Annotated in this window: 11 protein-coding genes; 7 read left to right on the forward strand and 4 right to left on the reverse strand. The window is 40.7% G+C overall.

The genetic code is table 11. The features are described from left to right. Positions 1–31 precede the first annotated feature (31 nt). The 3 genes from SJ312_RS02915 to SJ312_RS02925 all read right to left on the reverse strand — a co-directional run bounded on the left by SJ312_RS02915 (position 32) and on the right by SJ312_RS02925 (position 4,580). Positions 32–2,176, reverse strand: coding sequence for a TonB-dependent receptor domain-containing protein (locus SJ312_RS02915; protein ID WP_153673493.1), 2,145 nt, complete (start codon positions 2,174–2,176; stop codon positions 32–34). A gap of 367 nt (positions 2,177–2,543) precedes the next feature. After that, a complete protein-coding gene (locus tag SJ312_RS02920; protein WP_187710300.1) occupies positions 2,544–3,593 on the reverse strand; it encodes a 3-deoxy-7-phosphoheptulonate synthase in 1,050 nt (349 codons plus the stop codon). Between the two features lie 123 nt (positions 3,594–3,716). Continuing rightward, complete coding sequence (locus SJ312_RS02925; RefSeq protein WP_004263762.1) at positions 3,717–4,580, reverse strand: pyruvate, water dikinase regulatory protein; 864 nt, start codon at positions 4,578–4,580, stop codon at positions 3,717–3,719. Between the two features lie 261 nt (positions 4,581–4,841). Here SJ312_RS02925 and ppsA point away from each other — a divergent pair, with 261 nt between their 5' ends. Beyond that, positions 4,842–7,220, forward strand: coding sequence for a phosphoenolpyruvate synthase (gene ppsA, locus SJ312_RS02930; RefSeq protein ID WP_004263765.1), 2,379 nt, complete (start codon positions 4,842–4,844; stop codon positions 7,218–7,220). A gap of 707 nt (positions 7,221–7,927) precedes the next feature. Here ppsA and ydiK read toward each other — a convergent pair. After that, the gene (gene ydiK / locus SJ312_RS02935; protein WP_094961757.1) at positions 7,928–9,043 is read right to left on the reverse strand and encodes an AI-2E family transporter YdiK; all 1,116 of its coding nucleotides are present in this window, start codon (positions 9,041–9,043) and stop codon (positions 7,928–7,930) included. A 256-nt stretch (positions 9,044–9,299) separates the two neighbouring features. On the opposite strand from ydiK, the gene SJ312_RS02940 reads away from it, so the two are divergent. The 6 genes from SJ312_RS02940 (at position 9,300) to sufD (ending at position 17,139) form a co-directional block, all read left to right on the forward strand. Next, on the forward strand, positions 9,300–12,353 hold the full coding sequence (locus tag SJ312_RS02940) for an FAD-binding and (Fe-S)-binding domain-containing protein (RefSeq protein ID WP_187710301.1): 3,054 nt from the start codon (positions 9,300–9,302) through the stop codon (positions 12,351–12,353). Continuing rightward, entirely contained in the window at positions 12,353–12,769 is a 417-nt protein-coding gene (gene menI / locus SJ312_RS02945) for a 1,4-dihydroxy-2-naphthoyl-CoA hydrolase (protein ID WP_094961759.1), read from the forward strand. The genes SJ312_RS02940 and menI overlap by 1 nt, the downstream gene beginning before the upstream one ends. A 411-nt stretch (positions 12,770–13,180) precedes the next feature. Next, entirely contained in the window at positions 13,181–13,549 is a 369-nt protein-coding gene (gene sufA, locus SJ312_RS02950; RefSeq protein WP_004263773.1) for a Fe-S cluster assembly scaffold SufA, read from the forward strand. Between the two features lie 16 nt (positions 13,550–13,565). Beyond that, positions 13,566–15,065 (forward strand): Fe-S cluster assembly protein SufB, encoded by a 1,500-nt coding sequence (gene sufB / locus SJ312_RS02955; RefSeq protein WP_187710302.1) that lies wholly within the window; start codon positions 13,566–13,568, stop codon positions 15,063–15,065. A gap of 45 nt (positions 15,066–15,110) precedes the next feature. Continuing rightward, positions 15,111–15,857, forward strand: coding sequence for a Fe-S cluster assembly ATPase SufC (gene sufC, locus SJ312_RS02960; RefSeq protein ID WP_004263776.1), 747 nt, complete (start codon positions 15,111–15,113; stop codon positions 15,855–15,857). Continuing rightward, positions 15,832–17,139, forward strand: coding sequence for a Fe-S cluster assembly protein SufD (sufD, locus tag SJ312_RS02965; protein ID WP_110591616.1), 1,308 nt, complete (start codon positions 15,832–15,834; stop codon positions 17,137–17,139). The genes sufC and sufD overlap by 26 nt, the downstream gene beginning before the upstream one ends. Positions 17,140–17,141 lie beyond the last annotated feature (2 nt).

A 17,141-nucleotide genomic window follows, 5' to 3' on the forward strand; every position in this document is an offset into this window, starting at 1 on the left:
TCAGTTGATAACATGGTTTTTTACTACTTAACTACCAGTTGTAATTCATGTTGAGATAAAAGTTCCGACCTTCTTGGGGTACACCAGTGGAAGATAGATATGGCTTATCAAATGCATTTTTCATTGTGAGAGTCGAACTTAACCCTTTTATGAATTGATCTGCTTGGTAATTCACATAGAAATCATGAATGCTATAGCCCGCATATTGAATGACTTCTTTATGATAGCGGTCTAATCCTTTATCAGACCTGTGATGCCACTTTTTATATTTATCGTTACCTTGAAGTTGCGTTCTTGCAGAGAATTCCCCTATCCAACCTAGAGTAAAGCCAGTACTAGCAACCGGTACATTGAATCGAGCCGTTAGTGTTTCAGGGCGTATAGATGAAAGAGAATAATGTGAGCCGTCTTCTCTACCTGTGGTTTTATTGTGATTGATATTTAACTCAAACCACCGTGTTCTGTAGCTTATAAAGCTATCGATGCCATAAATGGATGCGCTGGGGATATTGATATAATAAAGTTCATCTGGGAACCATTGGCCATACCTTGGCGTATAAAGACCTTCAAGGGCAATATGGTTTTTAGCTTTGGTCTTAAAGTAGGTTGAACCGAATTGAAGGTCGCTATTATCAATAAATACCCCATCAAAACTGATTTTTATACCTGTTTCGAGGGTTCTATTCGTTTCTGGACGTAAATCAGGCGATGGACGAAAGTTCGAGGGAGTGCCAAAAAAGGGTATAGTGAAATGGTTTGAATTGTTATAAAGCTCGGACATACGTGGAGTACGGTATGCTTCAGCGTATGATGAGTAAAGATTGAGCCAATGGGTTGGAGTAATACTAACAGCCATACGGGATGACAAGTTGATATGTTTATTTTCAGGGAAATTATTCCTCGATGCACGGTATTGTGTAAAGCGCGTTCCAATTGATAAAGTTAACGGTAATTGATGCAATGTCATGTCATTGACTAACCAGCCAGACAGGTTATCAAGTTCTGCTGGTGGATAACTTATTGCATACTGATTTGACGTTTGCTTTTGCTGATAATATTCGAAACCACTTTGAATATGATGATTTACCCAGTTATACATAGGTAAAGTGAAGCTATTAGTAAATTTAGTCCCATAGGTATATTGATTTCGCGTTTCAGAGCCATACTCTTTTGGTTTGCTCTTGACCTTAACTGTATCAGTTTGATCTAAATATAAATCTGTATAATAAATATCCCACTGGGCTTGCCAATTTACCTCATTTTTGGGTGTAAAAAATTGGCTAATGGCAACATCTCGCTGATGGCTTTGTCTTTCATGCGGTGTATTTGGATATCTATTTTTTTCTGAAGGTTTAGCGGGTTGTTTTACCCCTAAACTGTTGTTGCGGTATTCTTTTAATTGTAACGTCAAGTTATATGAAGGGTGGGCAAGCCAGCTGCTTTTGAGCATCCAGTTGCTTAGCTGTTCAGTATTATCAACCTCTTCAAACTCGGGTGAGCCGAGTAGGTGCTTTTTACGTTGACTATAGGTAAACAGAGTATCTGTTGATTCAGTTCTGCCTAATAGCGTTGCACCTGCATAGTAACCGTGATCATTACGGTTAATACCGCTAAAGACCTGACCACCGATTTTTTGCCCTGGTTTTAATATGTCAGCTGCATTTATTGTTTTGAATGATACGACTCCGGCTAACGCGCCGCCGCCATGATGTACAGATGATGCGCCTTTATGGACGTAGACTTTTTTTACTAAGGTGGGGTCAATAAATGTAGCTTCATATAAGCCGGAATAAAAGTCTTGGGTGATATTATCAACGGTGACTTTAACACCTCGTGAATCATAACCCCGCATTTGAATGCCCTGGCCATAAGTGCTATTAGAACCAGAAACAAATACTCCAGCTTGGCCTTTTAGTAAATCTAAGGCGGATGTCGCAGATTGATATTCAGGCGCTTTTGCATCAATTACATCGACTTGTTCTGCTACAGCGATATTTTCTAAACTAAGAGGTGAGGTAGAAACGTGAATAATGTCGCGGGTATCCGCTTTGGGAGTCGATAAATTTTCAGCCAAGACGGTGTTGCTAAACCCGGTCATTACAACGGTGGCAGCAATAGCTGAGAGTGATATTTTATGATCTTGATGGATTGATGCAGGCATCGATTTAAACAGCATAGGAAATCCTTTCCTTTGGTTTCAGAATTTGCTGGCTGCCTGGATAAATAATCTGGGTGGCATGCAATAAATATTTATGTAACTCATTTATTTATTAGAACTATTTAGCCCTGCAATGTCGTAGCGAATAATGGGCTAGGCTACAGAAGTTCTAACGGATAAATTAGTTTGTAGTGAGAATTATTATCGTTGGTGCGAGGTGGGTCAAGGATTTTTTGGATTAAAATTCTGTTTTTATTTTATTAATTGGATTATTATATTATTTAATTATGCATTAAATGATAATTATTTTTTTTGTAAATATAAAAGCCCTTTAGTTTCTATGTTCACTAAAGGGCTCATAATAAAAAAATTGGAATGATTTGGCTTATTTAAAGCGTGACTCAACAGCTTGAGCAAGAATTTCAATAAGTTGTTCGGTATCTTCCCAGCCAAGACATGGGTCGGTAATAGATTGGCCATAAACTAACGGTTGGTCAGAAACCACTTTTTGTGTGCCTTCAACTAAGAAGCTTTCTGCCATCACTCCACTGATAGCGGTCGAGCCATCTTTTATTTGCTCCGCAATATCTCGTGCAACTTCGAGTTGGCGACGATGAATTTTTTGGCAATTACCATGGCTGAAATCGACCACTAAATGCTCTGGTAATTCGAATTTACGCAGTTTGTCACAGGCTGCTGCTAAGTCACCAGCCGTGTAATTAGGCTGTTTACCGCCACGCATAATGATATGGCCATGCGGGTTACCACTGGTTTGGTAAATGGTCATTTGGCCGTTCTTATCCGGCGATAAAAACATATGCTGCGCCTTTGCAGCTCTTATCGCATCAATAGCAATATTAATATTGCCGTCGGTGCCATTTTTGAAACCTACCGGACAGGACAATGCGGATGCCATTTCACGGTGAATTTGGCTTTCTGTTGTGCGAGCGCCAATTGCTCCCCAACTAATAAGATCGGCAATATATTGGCCCGTGACCATATCAAGGAATTCGGTTGCCGTGGCTAACCCTAATTGGTTAACTTCAATCAATAATTTACGAGCTAACCGGATACCAGTGTTGACTTGGCAAGAATTATCGAGGTTAGGGTCAGAAATTAACCCTTTCCAACCAACGACAGTACGTGGTTTTTCAAAGTAAGTCCGCATGACGATTTCTAAACGGTCTTGATGAAGCTCTCTTAACACATTTAGTTTTTTAGCGTATTCAATAGCGGCATCAATGTCATGAATGGAACAAGGGCCGACAATGACCAGTAAACGTGGGTCTTGGCCGGATAATATTTGTTCTATGCGTTTTCGTGACGCTGTCACGTTTTCAGCGACTTTTTGGGAAATAGGAAACTCATCAGCAAGAGTTTGTGGGGTAATTAAACTGTCCACTCTCGCAGTACGTAATTCATCAGTTTTGTGCATTTTCTTTCTCAAAGAACTTTAATAGGCATATGCCCTATAAGTGATTAAGATCACAATAAACGAATATGGCTTAATTTCAACCTCCAACTTAGCAGGAATGAATATTTTTTTTATTTGTATTCATTAAAAGATTCGTCTTTGTAAGCCCATGGTATCAATCACTTTTGCTGAAATTTCTTCAACAGAATAGTTAGTTGTATTTAAGTAGTTGATTTTATTTTGTCTAAATAAAGCTTCCACTTCAGCTATCTCAATACGGCATTGCCTTATGGATGCATAACGGCTATTTTCACGGCGCTCTTCGCGGATAGCTGCTAGCCGTTCAGGGCTAATAGTTAAACCAAACAATTTATGTGTATATGGGCGTAATGCTGCAGGTAATTGTAAATTATCCATATCATCAGCCGTAAATGGGTAATTTGCCGCTTGGATACCAAATTGCATCGCTAAGTAGAGGCTTGTTGGCGTTTTGCCACAACGTGAAACACCAATTAGTATCACTTGAGCTTGGTCTAAATTTCGTAAAGAAATCCCATCGTCGTGAGCCAGTGTGTATTCAATAGCAGCTATACGTGCATCATATTGATTCATATTTTGCATGGATAGGCCATGGGTTCGGTTGAGTTTTGGCTCAGGTTCTAGGCCGACTTCCTTCTGAATTGGGGCGACTAGACTTTGGACGATATCTTGGCAAAAACCTGCACTCTGGGTAATGATTTGCTTAACTTCAGGGGAGATAATCGAATAGAACACTAAAGGACGCAACTGGGTTTCTTCGAAGATAATATCTATTTTTTGCTTAATTTCATGTGCACGAGCTTCGCTTGTTACAAACGGCAGAGTATAAGAAATAAATGACAGAGGAAATTGAGAAAGTACGGCGTGCCCCAAAGTTTCAGCGGTTATCGCTGTTCCATCAGAAATAAAAAAAACAGTACGTTGAACTTGGCTTACCATATTATTCATTGCTCCTAATTCGCTCATCATTATTCGTCTCTATTGTATTTATCACTGGATATTGGGAAATATTATCTTTGTTTAAAGTTTAAAAATTAGTTTATAGGGAAAACTATAGCCATTTTTTGAACGATTTTTAGAACAAAAAAGTTTTCTTCAGTGATGGAACGATTCACCAGTCCATCTTCTCTTAGCGTCTGTGCTAGTCTATTTCACGAGGCGAAATTTCGCCAACGAGATTTTTTACGATTTGTACTCTGTCACTAAATTGCTATAAAAGGATCGCTTTCAATGTCCACAAATGGCCTCACTCCGTGTAATGTACTTTGGTATAACCAATTAGGGATGAATGATGTTGACCGTGTCGGGGGCAAAAATGCTTCTCTCGGTGAAATGATCACTAACTTATCTGATCTGGGAGTATCCGTACCTAACGGTTTCGCGACAACCGCACAGGCGTTTAATGATTTTCTGGAGCAGAGCGGTGTAAATCAACGCATTTATAACCTGCTAGATGAAACGGATATTGATGATGTGAACCAACTGGCTGTAGCAGGTGCTCAGATCCGTCAATGGGTGATTGATACACCATTGACGAAGGAGTTGGAACAAGATATTCGTGATGCTTTCGCACAACTGTCAGAAGGTGAAGCGGAAGCTTCATTTGCTGTCCGCTCATCGGCAACTGCTGAGGACATGCCTGACGCTTCGTTTGCAGGGCAACAGGAAACATTCCTTAACGTTCAAGGAATTGACGCTGTATTAGTTGCGATTAAACACGTTTTTGCTTCATTGTTTAATGACCGTGCGATTTCATATCGTGTTCACCAAGGTTATGATCACCGCGGTGTAGCACTGTCCGCGGGCGTTCAACGCATGGTACGTTCAGATTTAGCCTCATCGGGTGTTATGTTTACGATTGATACTGAATCGGGCTTCGACCAAGTCGTATTTATTACCTCTGCGTATGGTTTAGGTGAGATGGTGGTGCAAGGCGCCGTGAATCCAGACGAGTTTTATGTCCATAAACCAACGTTAGCCAATAACCGTCCTGCAATTGTGCGCCGTACCCTGGGCTCTAAAAAATTACAAATGGTGTACGCCAACAGTAAAGAGCACGGTAAACAAGTACAAATTGAAGATGTGCCAGAAGCACTACGCAATCGTTTCTCTTTAACTGATCTCGAAGTGGAAGAGCTTGCACGCCAAGCTATACAGATTGAAAAGCACTACGGTCGCCCAATGGATATTGAGTGGGCAAAAGATGGTCATAATGGGCGTTTGTATATTGTCCAAGCAAGGCCAGAAACCGTTCGCTCTAATCAACAAGTGATGGAGCGTTATCAATTAAAACAACAAGGACAAGTTTTAGTTGAAGGACGTGCAATCGGTCATCGTATTGGCTCTGGGGCTGTTAAAGTCATACATAACTTGAGTGAAATGGATAGAATTCAGGTGGGTGATGTACTTGTTACCGATATGACAGACCCTGATTGGGAGCCTATCATGAAAAAAGCCGCTGCGATTGTTACGAATCGTGGTGGACGTACATGCCATGCTGCGATTATCGCGCGTGAATTAGGCATTCCTGCGGTTGTGGGTTGTGGTGATGCGACTGACCGTTTGCAAGAAGGCCAAGAAGTGACAGTTTCTTGTTCAGAAGGTGATACGGGCTTTGTGTACGAAGGTAAACTGGCGTTTGAAATTCACAGTTCTGAAGTGAGTGATATGCCAAATCTAGATGTCAAAATCATGATGAATGTCGGTAACCCTGACCGTGCATTTGATTTTGCTTGCTTACCTAATGAAGGTGTGGGTCTAGCTAGACTTGAGTTTATCATCAATCGTATGATTGGTGTTCACCCAAGGGCATTACTGGAATTTGATCAGCAATCTCCTGAGTTACAAGCAGAAATTCGCCAAATGATGGCGGGTTATGATGACCCGATTGAATTTTATGTCGGTAAATTAACCGAAGGGATTTCTACTCTAGCCGCTGCTTTCTGGCCAAAACGCGTTATTGTCCGTTTATCTGACTTCAAGTCTAATGAATATGCCAACTTAGTCGGTGGGGATATTTATGAACCTGAAGAAGAAAATCCAATGTTAGGTTTCCGTGGTGCAGGGCGCTATGTATCTGACAGCTTCCGTGCCTGTTTTGCATTGGAATGCGAAGCGGTTAAACGTGTTCGCAACACTATGGGGTTAACGAATGTTGAAGTTATGATCCCATTTGTGCGGACAGTTGCACAAGCTGAGTCTGTAGTTGCTGAGCTGGCTAAACATGATTTGAAACGTGGTGAAAACGGTCTAAAAGTCATTATGATGTGCGAAATTCCATCAAATGCTTTACTGGCAGATCAATTCCTCGAACATTTCGACGGTTTCTCTATCGGTTCGAATGATATGACTCAGTTAACATTAGGTCTTGATAGGGATTCTGGTGTTGTTTCTGAGTTATTTGATGAACGAAACGATGCGGTAAAAGCCATGTTATCTATGGCTATACAGGCTGCAAAACGACAAAACAAATATGTAGGTATTTGTGGTCAAGGGCCATCCGACCATCAAGATTTTGCTCAATGGCTGGTAGATGAAGGTATTGATAGTTTATCTTTGAATCCAGATACCGTGGTACAAACATGGCTGACGATAGCTGAGAATCAATAGTTATCTCGTTTTTTAATTATCAAGGCTGAATGTGAATAACATTCAGCCTTCGCATTTATTTGATTAAAATTACCTATTACAGAAATTGATTAATACTATTATTAATAGGTTGATAGCAAACAGTTCTAAATAAATATTCATATAATACTTTTTAGGTATAAATAAAAAAAGAATATAATTACTCTTATTTTGTGTATTTAGTTTGGGCAGAAAATATACCTTAAATAGAAATAACAAAATTTATTTAATTATATAACGCTAAAGGAGTATGAAAACTGCTAGTTATGTCAAAAATTGATATTAATCAATAATTATAAAGTGATGTTCTGATTACGATATGAATAATATTCATATTAAATGAAGATAAAAAAAAAGCCTATCATGGGCTGACAGGCAAAGACTACACACAGCAATTCAGTTAAATAAAGCGACGCCTAAAAAGGGAGGGGCATAGCTTTTTATATCCATATGATTCAATAATAGAATATTAAACTATTCATATTATACAATCATTAAGAACACTCTCAATATTAATATTACTCATTGTTACTTAAAGAGAATTAATTCAATAGATTTATGTTAACATAAATTAGACTAAATACTAACGTTAGAATGTTAAATATTGTTTCTAAATATTAATGGAGCAATACTTATTAAGTTAGCAGGCATGTCTTGCTTGAACATGCCTGCTACTAATCAACTACGTACTACTTTTTAATCGAAAACTCTTCTTCTAGAAATTTTTCAGTTTCTGTTAAGTCTTCACTTGGAACTGCAACCTCATTCATCCAAGCTTTTAATAAGCTATATGAAACGGCTAATACAACAGGGCCAATAAACAAACCAATCATGCCAAATGATAAAATTCCACCAATAACACCAACAAGGATCAGAACCATTGGTAAGTCAGCCCCCATTTTAATGAGCCATGGGCGAAGAACGCCATCCATAGTGGCAACAACGGCGGCCCATATAGCAAGGATAATTCCCCATGTCGTATCACCTGTCCAAAATAGCCAAATGACGGATGGCACCATAATGAGTAGAGGCCCCAATTGCGCCACACAGCATATAAACAACAAGACAGTTAAGATGGCCGCATAACCAATACCCGACAAGGCAAGTCCAATTCCTCCGACGATGGCTTGAATTAGCGCGGTGACGACGACACCAAGGGCAACAGCTCGAATAGATTGTGCCGCTAACACGACGGCAGCATCCCCACGGATCCCTGCGAGACGGACCGCAAAGTGACGGATGCCAACCATGACAGATTCGCCTTTAAGGTAGAGCAATCCACTAAATAGCAGCATTAGCATCAAGTGAAAAACAAATCTTCCTGCGCTAATAGCCTGCGTGGCAAACCAGCCAGCAGCTTGGCCAAAATAGGGTTGAATTTTAGCAAGTAAAGCATTCCCCCCACTGGCGACTAAGCTATGCCATGCATAGTAAATTTTCTCACCCACCATTGGAATGGTATTGAGCCATTCTAAATCAGGCAATGTTAAGCTTGACGGCGATTTCGCTAAATCAATAAGTGGTGTGCTATTTTCAATGATACTGCCAATTAGAATACCCAATGGAATAACGAACAGCAGTAATATAAGAAGAACCATCACCAATGTAGCTAACCAGCGCTTATGCCATAAGCGAGCTTCCAGTCTTAATAATAGTGGCCAAGTAGCAATTACCATCATTCCAGCCCATACAAAGCCAAGAATAAATGGATTAAGTACCCAAAAGCAGGCTGCTATCATTAAAACGATGGATAATAGGCCGAAAATAAGTTTGGGAAGATCCAAGCGTTTTTGCGATTTTTCCATTAATGACTGGTCCTTTACAAATGAAAATTCTGTGTCTGTGGCAAATTTTTAGGTGAAAATAACGTAATTTTTTTTCACGGTTAAAAAAAACAATATTGTGATATGGTTCATAATGACAATGTCATCAGCGGCTGTGCTGTCTTTACAGGCTGTGAAGGTAACCCATCATAGACCTAAGACACTATTGTGCAACTTAAAATAAAGATAGTACATAACGAGTAATGCGAACACTAAACAACAAGAGTCATCGTTAATAATGATCCCGCGTATATCAGAAGCTCCTCATCTTAGTCATCTAGTTATTGAGTTCTTGCATGAGCTACAAGAACAGGGTTTTACTGGAGATAACGGCACCAGCTATGCTGAGCGTTTATCCATGGCAACAGATAATAGTATTTACCAACTATTACCCCAAGCGGTTGTATTTCCGCGTTCGAGTGCAGATGTACAAATTATCACTCGGCTTGCGGGGCAAGCGAAATTTCGTGAGCTTAGCTTTACACCTCGGGGTGGTGGGACGGGAACTAATGGGCAATCCTTAACTGAAGGGATTGTTGTGGATATGTCCCGTTATATGAATAGGATTTTAGAAATAAATCCAGAGCAAGGTTGGGTTAAAGTTGAGGCTGGGGTCATCAAAGACCAATTAAATCAATACCTCAAACCTTACGGTTATTTCTTTTCGCCGGAGCTATCTACCAGCAACCGAGCAACATTAGGTGGAATGATCAACACTGACGCATCAGGTCAAGGCTCATTAGTATATGGTAAAACCTCTGATCACGTGTTAGGCGTTAAAGCCATGGTGTTAGGTGGAGAATGCCTAGATACACGTGCTATGCCTATCGAACTCGCCCAAACGATTGCGTCAGAAGATTCAACAGTGGGGCGTATATATAAAACAGTATTAGAACGCTGTTTAGAGCAACGTCCATTAATTGAAGAAAAATTTCCCAAGTTAAATCGTTTCCTGACAGGGTATGATTTACGTCATGTATTTAATGATGAACTAACAGAATTTGACCTTACCCGTATCTTGACTGGGTCTGAAGGGTCTTTAGCCTTTATTACCGAGGCGACGCTTGATATCACACCTTTGCCAAAAGTACGCCGCTTAGTAAACGTCAAATATGACTCTTTTGAGTCCGCATTACGTAATGCACCTTTTATGGTTGATGCAAAAGCCTTGTCTGTTGAAACAGTTGACTCGAAAGTATTGAATTTAGCGCGTGAAGATATTGTTTGGCACTCAGTTAAAGCATTGATTACTGACATTCCAAATAAGGAAATGTTGGGGCTGAATATTGTTGAGTTTAGTGGTGATGATGAAGCGGAAATTAACCAATTAACTGAAAGCCTTTGTCAGCGGCTTGATGAGTTAATGGCGAATAACCAAGCCGGCGTGATTGGTTATCAAACCTGTCATGACCTTGAAGATATTACGCGCATTTATAACATGCGTAAAAAAGCAGTTGGGCTGTTAGGGAACAGCAAGGGGGCTGCAAAGCCAATTCCGTTTGTTGAGGATACTTGTGTTCCTCCTGAGCATCTTGCTGATTATATAGTGGAATTCCGTGCATTATTAGATAGTCACAACTTGAATTATGGCATGTTTGGTCACGTGGACGCAGGGGTATTACATGTCCGTCCTGCGCTTGATATGTGTGATCCGCAGCAAGAAGTATTGATGAAACAAATTTCTGATGAAATTGTGGCATTAACCGCTAAATATGGTGGGCTTTTGTGGGGGGAACATGGGAAAGGTTTCCGTGCGCAATATAGTCCTGAATTTTTTGGCGATGTATTATACGGTGAGCTTCGGAATATTAAAGCGGCATTTGACCCCGATAACCGTTTGAACCCAGGTAAAATTTGCCCACCTGCGGGGTTGGATGCACCGATGAAGCAGGTTGATGACATCAAGCGAGGAACGTATGACCGGCAAATTCCAGTCCAAATGCGCCAAGAGTTCCGTGGTGCTATGGAGTGTAATGGCAATGGGCTGTGTTTTAATTTTGATGTGAAAAGCCCGATGTGCCCGTCGATGAAGGTGAGTGGTCAACGAGTCCATTCCCCGAAAGGCCGCGCGACACTTGTTCGTGAATGGTTAAGGTTACTAGCGGAACAAGGCGTTACACCAGAACACCTTGAAAAAGGTATAACACAAAGCCAACCATCATTGCGTGGTCTTATAGAGAAAACACGTAATACTTGGCGTGCGAAGCAAGGTGATTATGACTTCTCTCATGAAGTGAAAGCATCAATGGCAGGGTGCCTCGCCTGTAAAGCCTGCTCAACACAATGCCCGATTAAAATTGATGTGCCATCATTTAGAGCTAAATTTTTAGCATTGTATCATGGGCGTTATTTGCGACCTATTCGGGACCATATTGTTGCAAACGTCGAAGCGAGTGCACCAATACTTTCCAAGGTACCTAGCGTATTTAATTTCTTTTTACGTCAACCGGTGGTGCAAAAACTGAGCCAACACACCATTGGTATGGTGGATTTACCGTTATTTTCTCAACCCACATTAAAACAAGAACTTTCAGGCCATGCCGCGGTTTCTGTTACGCTTGAACAACTTGAAAGTATGGCGGATTCACAGCGTGAAAAATATGTGCTGGTGGTTCAAGACCCTTTCACTAGCTATTACGATGCCAAAGTGGTGGCAGATTTTGTCCGCTTAATTGAAAAGTTAGGCCTTAAACCTGTATTGTTACCGTTTTCACCGAATGGAAAAGCGCAACACATCAAAGGCTTTTTAGCGAAATTTGCTAAAACAGCTCGCAAGACAGCGGACTTTTTAAATCGAGTGGCAAAATTACAGTTGCCAATGGTCGGTGTTGACCCTGCACTGGTACTTTGTTATCGCGATGAATACCATGAAATTTTAGGTAAAGAACAGTGCCAATTTACGGTGATGTTGGCGCATGAGTGGTTAATGACATTGCCTGAACCACACAATGTGCAAGTGGCTTCGACACAACCATGGTATTTTTTCGGTCATTGTACGGAATCAACGGCTTTACCTAATAGTGCGAATCAATGGGCAGCGTTATTTGCTCGCTTTGGGCAAACATTAAATAATGTTAGTGTTGGCTGTTGTGGCATGGCAGGGACTTATGGGCACGAAGTGGCCAATCTTCAAAATTCAAAAGGAATTTATGATTTATCGTGGAAAGGCGCGATGTCTTCTTTGCCAAAAGATCGCTGTTTAAGTTCAGGTTATTCTTGCCGTAGCCAAGTTAAGCGAATGGAAAATGTATCGATAAAACATCCGATTCAAGCACTGTTGGAGATAGTTTAATGATTTGGAAACGTCAATTTAATTTGCAACAACTCGCTGAAATGTCAAAAACCTGCATGTTAGGGCATCTTGGCATTGAAATCACGGCAATTGGAGATGATTATTTAGAGGGAATAATGCCTGTCGATCATCGTACCAAACAGCCTTTTGGGTTATTGCATGGCGGTGCTTCTGTTGTGTTAGCCGAATCCTTGGGTTCAATTGCGGGTTATATGTGCTCGGAAGGGGAACAAAAGGTGGTCGGGTTGGAAATCAATGCAAATCATGTTCGTGCTGCTCGCTCAGGAGTTGTAAAAGGTATTTGTAAGCCTATTCATTTAGGACGTCGCCAGCAAGTGTGGAATATTGAAATTTTCAATGAACAAGGCAAATTGTGTTGTACTTCTCGCCTGACAACTGCGGTATTATTTGAATAATAACCATTCTATATATAGGGTTTTTTTGGCTAATTAAATGCCAGAACACCCTATAAAACCCTTATTATTGTATGGTTATATGGCCATTCTTTCTATAAATTCATTTTTTATCAAGTTAATTAAGTTGTATAATAAATGCATCTTTATTAATTTGTGTCATTTAAGTGTATTATTTAGTACAAATTTAAATAAAAAACACAACTCTACTTATTCATTATTTATCAATGGGTTGATCTTATTTTGCTAGGTGCTTGTTTGTTTTTTAACCTGATAATGAGCAAGAAAAGAGCTAAAATAGCTATAACCTCTTAAAACAAATGGTTGAAGTCAATTAGCTAATCATTACCATAGGGTAGGCAGAGTTAATCTCCTGATAACAGGCTGAAAAGCCATAAGAAATGTGGGGTCAATATGACTGACGGTGTAGAGACATTTTCATTTGATGAAAACAATTGGCAGGGAGTTAGCCTGACACAAAGCGCTGCAAAACAAATCAAAAAATTGATGGTGCAAAACCCAAACACTAAAGGGCTTTCACTTGGCGTAAAACAGTCCGGCTGCGCGGGTTTTGGTTATGTATTTGAAATGATCGAAAACCCAACAGAGCAACACCTGTTATTTGAACTCGATGGCGCACATCTTTATGTGCCAAAAGAAGCAATGCCATTTATTGATGGCACAGTCGTTGATTTTGTCCAAGAAGGGCTGAATCAAATTTTCAAATTCAATAACCCGAAAGCCCAACATGCCTGTGGGTGTGGTGAAAGCTTCGGCGTTTAACATGTGAAGTCAGATTATGTCACAGAGCAATGTAGAAGTTGGCGATGATGTTCAAAGCTGGCTTGATGACCAGCGTTATAAAGAAGGCTTCTTTACCGAAGTCGCGACTGATGAAATGGCGAAAGGCATCAACGAAGATGTGATCCGCGCAATTTCAGCAAAACGTAATGAGCCTGAGTGGATGCTCCAATTCCGTCTTGATGCCTTTAATCACTGGAAAGGCATGGAAGAGCCTCATTGGCTTAAAGCGAATTACCCAAATCTCGATTATCAAGACTATAGCTATTATTCTGCGCCATCTTGTGGCTCATGTGATGATACCTGTGGTTCGCAATCTGGTGCAACCCAAGGCACAGGTGTAGCGGAAGCCAATAATTATTTAACGGCTGAAGTTGAAGAAGCTTTTAACCAATTGGGTGTTCCTGTACGTGAAGGGAAGGCTGTTGCGGTTGACGCCATTTTTGACTCGGTCTCGGTATCTACAACTTACCGTGATGACTTAGCCAAACATGGGGTTATTTTTTGTTCGTTCAGTGAGGCTATTCAAGAGTACCCTGAACTGGTGCAGAAATATCTCGGGTCAGTCGTTTCGAGCCATGATAACTTTTTTGCGGCATTAAATGCGGCGGTAGCTTCAGATGGTACGTTTGTGTATGTACCAAAAGGCGTACATTGCCCAATGGAGCTATCAACTTATTTTAGGATCAACGCAGCCAAAACAGGCCAGTTTGAGCGTACGATTTTAATTGCCGATGAAGGTAGCTATGTCAGTTATATCGAAGGGTGTTCTGCGCCTGTTCGTGATAGCTATCAGCTCCATGCGGCGGTTGTTGAAGTGATTATTCATAAAGATGCCGAAGTTAAATATTCGACTGTCCAAAACTGGTTCTCCGGTGGAGATAGCGAAGCCGGTGGGATCCTGAACTTTGTGACTAAGCGTGCATTGTGTGAAGGTGAAAATTCAAAAATGTCATGGACGCAGTCAGAAACTGGCTCTGCCATCACATGGAAATACCCAAGCGTTATCCTTAAGGGGGATAACTCTGTCGGTGAGTTTTTCTCTGTTGCATTAACAAATGGTAATCAGCAAGCAGATACCGGAACGAAAATGATCCATATCGGGAAAAACACCCGTTCAACGATTATTTCTAAGGGTATTTCAGCAGGTAAGAGCCAAAACAGTTATCGCGGTTTAGTGAAAATTTTACCAAGTGCACATAATGCTCGTAACTTTACCCAATGTGACTCTATGTTAATTGGTACACAGTGCGGTGCACATACTTTCCCGTATGTGGAAGTTAAAAATAATACGGCACAGCTCGAACATGAAGCGACAACCTCACGTATTGGAGAAGACCAGTTATTTTACTGTTTACAACGTGGTATCAGCGAAGACGATGCGATATCAATGATTGTAAATGGTTTCTGTAAAGATGTGTTCTCGGAGCTTCCATTAGAATTTGCCGTAGAAGCACAAAAATTACTGGCAATCAGCTTAGAGCACAGTGTTGGTTGATCCTAATCGAGTTTATTTGCGCTAAGGCGCTAAAGGCATGTAAATATGTTAAGTGTTAAAGATTTACACGTGAGTGTAGAAGGTAATGAGATTTTAAAAGGGTTATCTCTGGAAGTAAAACCAGGGGAAGTTCACGCCATCATGGGCCCAAATGGCTCTGGTAAAAGTACATTATCAGCCACACTTGCTGGCCGCGAAGAGTATGAAATTGATAGCGGTGAAGTGACGTTTAAAGGTAAAGACCTGTTTGAGTTAGATCCAGAAGAGCGTGCAGGGGAAGGCGTTTTCCTCGCATTCCAATACCCTGTTGAAATTCCAGGGGTCAGTAACCAATTTTTCTTACAAACCGCCGTTAATGCGGTCAGAGAATATCGCCAGCAAGAAGCATTAGATCGTTTTGATTTCCAAGATTTTATTGAAGATAAAATCAAATTATTAGAAATGCCAGAAGATTTACTTGCTCGTTCTGTTAACGTGGGTTTTTCCGGCGGTGAGAAAAAACGTAACGATATCCTGCAGATGGCAGCTCTAGAGCCTCAATTGTGTATTCTTGATGAAACTGACTCCGGTTTAGATATTGATGCGCTGAAAATTGTGGCTAACGGTGTGAATTCATTACGTTCGCCTGAACGTTCATTTATTATCGTAACCCACTATCAACGTATTTTGGATTATGTAAAGCCTGACTTTGTCCACGTGTTATATCAAGGGAAAATCATCAAATCAGGTGATTTCAGTTTAGCGAAAAAACTGGAGGAGCAGGGTTATGGCTGGCTTATTGACCAACAGTGAAAGAGCACAAAAACGTGCTGAAGTTGCAAAGCTCAATGAGCAAGCAATGTCACGTTTTTCTGAATTGTTTGAGCAACGACACGGTGTTAATTCTCAACATGCTAAAACGCATTGGGAAATGGCAAAACAAGTTGGCTTACCTGCGTTTCGCCATGAAGATTGGCACTATACACCACTAAATACGGTACTTGAGGCTCAGTATCGTTTTAGTGATAGCGATGTTGAAGCAAAAGACTGTGAAGCATTGGCTCTGCCGATTGACGCCTATCGCCTTGTTTTAATTGATGGGCGCTATAGTTCAGCACTAAGCTCCATTGATATGGGGCCATTCCAAGTGTCTTTGCTTGATAACCAAGACTTGCTTCCTTCGCCTGTAAATAGCGAGATTTTCTTGCATTTAACAGAAAGCTTGGCGGTACAACCGTTAGTTGTTCATCTTGCTGCAAATAAAATAGCAGAGAAACCATTGTATCTGCTGAATATTTCAACGGGTAGCAGCGATAAACAGGCTACGAATATTAGCCAGTATCGCTACCATTTAACGTTAGATGCGAACAGCAAAGCTCAAGTGATTGAGCATTATGTCAGTTTGAATGACCAAATGCACATGACGGGCAGCCGTTTAACGGTTGAAGTCGGTGATAATGCAGATTTTAGTCACTTTAAGTTAAATATTGAAAATGGTCAGGCTCAGCATTTTGCTCACAATGATATTGTTATTGGGCGTGATAGTCGGGTGAAAAGTACGAGCTTTTTACTTGGCGCATTATTAACGCGAAACCATACCAGTGCTCGCCTTGATGGTGAAAATACAGAATTTGAACTTAACAGTTTATTGCTGCCTAAAGGCAATGAAATTGCAGATACTCGTACGTATTTGGAGCACAATAAGGGTTACTGTAATAGCCGCCAACTACATAAAGTCATTGCGATGGATAGCAGTAAAGCTGTCTTTAATGGCATGATTAAAGTAGCGCCGAATGCATTAAAAACAGATGGTCAGATGACTAACAATACGTTGTTGTTAGGTGAAAAAGCTGAAATTGATACTAAACCTCAGCTTGAGATTTATGCGGACGACGTAAAGTGTGGTCACGGTGCAACGGTCGGTCGTATTGATGACGAACAACTGTTTTATCTGCGTTCAAGAGGCATTGAGGGTAAAGCAGCAAAACATATGATTATCATCGCATTTGCTGCAGAACTTACAGAATCTATTGAATCGGAAGAGTTAAAACACGCTGTGATGGCAAACATCCGCCAGCGCTTAGCGGAGGTTTAATC

Source organism: Providencia sp. CIM-Carb-044, assembly GCF_033901115.1.
Classification (GTDB): Bacteria; Pseudomonadota; Gammaproteobacteria; order Enterobacterales; family Enterobacteriaceae; genus Providencia; species Providencia hangzhouensis.

Coding starts and splice junctions, on each gene's coding strand:
- SJ312_RS02915 (WP_153673493.1), bottom strand. CDS start 2,176: ATGCTGTTTAAATCGATGCCTGCATCAATCCATCAAGATCATAAAATA.
- SJ312_RS02920 (WP_187710300.1), bottom strand. CDS start 3,593: ATGCACAAAACTGATGAATTACGTACTGCGAGAGTGGACAGTTTAATT.
- SJ312_RS02925 (WP_004263762.1), bottom strand. CDS start 4,580: ATGATGAGCGAATTAGGAGCAATGAATAATATGGTAAGCCAAGTTCAA.
- ppsA (WP_004263765.1), top strand. CDS start 4,842: ATGTCCACAAATGGCCTCACTCCGTGTAATGTACTTTGGTATAACCAA.
- ydiK (WP_094961757.1), bottom strand. CDS start 9,043: ATGGAAAAATCGCAAAAACGCTTGGATCTTCCCAAACTTATTTTCGGC.
- SJ312_RS02940 (WP_187710301.1), top strand. CDS start 9,300: ATGATCCCGCGTATATCAGAAGCTCCTCATCTTAGTCATCTAGTTATT.
- menI (WP_094961759.1), top strand. CDS start 12,353: ATGATTTGGAAACGTCAATTTAATTTGCAACAACTCGCTGAAATGTCA.
- sufA (WP_004263773.1), top strand. CDS start 13,181: ATGACTGACGGTGTAGAGACATTTTCATTTGATGAAAACAATTGGCAG.
- sufB (WP_187710302.1), top strand. CDS start 13,566: ATGTCACAGAGCAATGTAGAAGTTGGCGATGATGTTCAAAGCTGGCTT.
- sufC (WP_004263776.1), top strand. CDS start 15,111: ATGTTAAGTGTTAAAGATTTACACGTGAGTGTAGAAGGTAATGAGATT.
- sufD (WP_110591616.1), top strand. CDS start 15,832: ATGGCTGGCTTATTGACCAACAGTGAAAGAGCACAAAAACGTGCTGAA.